The 1843-nt window shown below is 48.0% G+C and carries 1 protein-coding gene; it reads left to right on the top strand.

The genetic code is table 11. The features are described from left to right. Positions 1-130 precede the first annotated feature (130 nt). Positions 131-1693, top strand: coding sequence for an inorganic phosphate transporter (locus Q0372_RS09225; protein ID WP_005869776.1), 1563 nt, complete (start codon positions 131-133; stop codon positions 1691-1693). Positions 1694-1843: the final 150 nt, after the last annotated feature.

Here is a 1843-nt window from a genome sequence, read left to right as displayed (position 1 = left end):
ATTGATTTAATAAAGCTTAGCGCGCGCCACTAAATTCGCTTTTAAAATTAAAATTTATATACCTCGCCTGTGCGATTTAGTGGGGATTAAGGCGCGTGTGGTAAAATTTCGCGGATTTTAAGGGAGAGCTATGAAATCTAGCAAGATAAGTCTCATTTTCTACGGCATATTCTGCGGCGTAACAATCTATTTTCTTATCTGGGGATTCGGTTTTATAGGAAGCGGCGATAAAATGCTATTTTTAGTTTCGGTATTTTTAGGCATTTTTATGGCCTTTAATATCGGCGGAAATGACGTGGCAAATTCCTTCGGCACCAGCGTCGGAAGCGGCACTCTTAGCATAGCGCAAGCCCTTTGCATCGCGGCGGTATTTGAAGCAAGCGGCGCAGTAATCGCAGGCGGCGAAGTAACCTCGACGATCCGCAGCGGCATAATCGATCTTAGCAAAATGGACGTGCATCCGAGAGACTTTATCTACGTAATGATGAGCGCGCTTTTTGCGGCGGGGGCATGGCTGCTTTTTGCTAGCAGAAAGGGCTTGCCAGTATCTACTACTCATGCGATCATCGGCGGTATCGTGGGCTCGGGGCTTACGCTAGGCGCCCTGCTTAATACCGCAGAGACTTCCGCATTGTGGCTAGTGCAGTGGGATAAGATCGGCAAAATAGCGATCTCTTGGGTGCTCTCGCCAATTTTGGGCGGAGTGATCTCTTTTGGAATTTTCTGGCTAATCAAGCATTATATTTTGGATTACAACCGCTACGCTCAAATAAAGATCGACCGCATAAAGCGCGAAAAAAAATCTCTCCGCAAATTGCATAAAAAGACCTTCGAGACCCTGGACGACATCCAAAAGATCGCCTATGCAGAAGCGCTAAATCACGATATCTACGCGATGCGCGATCCCGATTTTGATCCAAGCGAGCTGGATAGCGAGTATTATAAAAAGGTGATCGAGCTTGACGCGAAAAAAGAGAAGCTCAAATCTCACAAAGCCCTAGAGTACGGTATCCCCGCCGTAGCGGGTATCGGCGCTTTCGTAATCTCTGCGATGCTGATATTTAAGGGGCTGCATAATCTAAATTTCGGGCTTACGAATTTTTACAACTACCTCATCATCGGTATGTCTACGCTAATTACCTGGCTTTTGATGTTTATTTTCGCTAAAACCCTGCGCCGCTCAAATTTAAACAAATCTGCGTTTTTGATGTTTAGCTGGCTACAGGTACTCACTGCTAGCGGCTTTGCCTTTTCTCACGGCAGCAACGACATCGCAAACGCCGTGGGTCCGTTTGCCGCCATCATCGATACGATGGCTACGAATAGTATCAATCCCTCCACTCCCGTGCCGCAGCAGATTATGATAATGTTCGCAGTAGCCCTTATAGCGGGGCTTTGGTTCATCGGCAAAGAGGTAATCGCCACCGTAGGCACCAATCTTACCAAAATTCACCCCGCTTCGGGCTTTAGCGCCGAGCTCGCAAGCGCCGTCGTCGTCATGGCGGCATCGGTGCTGGGGCTGCCGATCTCCTCGACCCACGTGCTAATCGGCGCGATTTTAGGCATCGGCTTGGTAAATCACAGCACGAACTGGTCGCTGATGAAGCCGATCGGGCTAGCGTGGATCATCACCCTGCCCGTCTCGGCGCTGCTTTCAGCGTTTGCATTCGTGCTTTTGCGCCACGTATTTTAGGCTAAATTTAAAAATCCGCTCACTGAAATTTTAAAATTTCGCAAAATTCTACGCAGGCTAAATTTTAAAATTTTACGGCACCGAAGCGAGTAAATTTTACAGCTCCTATTGCGACCGCACACCGCATAAAACTCGCTAGCGGCGACACAG

It is taken from the genome of uncultured Campylobacter sp. (assembly GCF_937997405.1).
In the GTDB taxonomy this organism is placed as follows: Bacteria; Campylobacterota; Campylobacteria; order Campylobacterales; family Campylobacteraceae; genus Campylobacter_B.
Note: the sequence above shows the minus strand (reverse complement) of the source record. Positions and strands in the feature narration are given on the sequence as shown.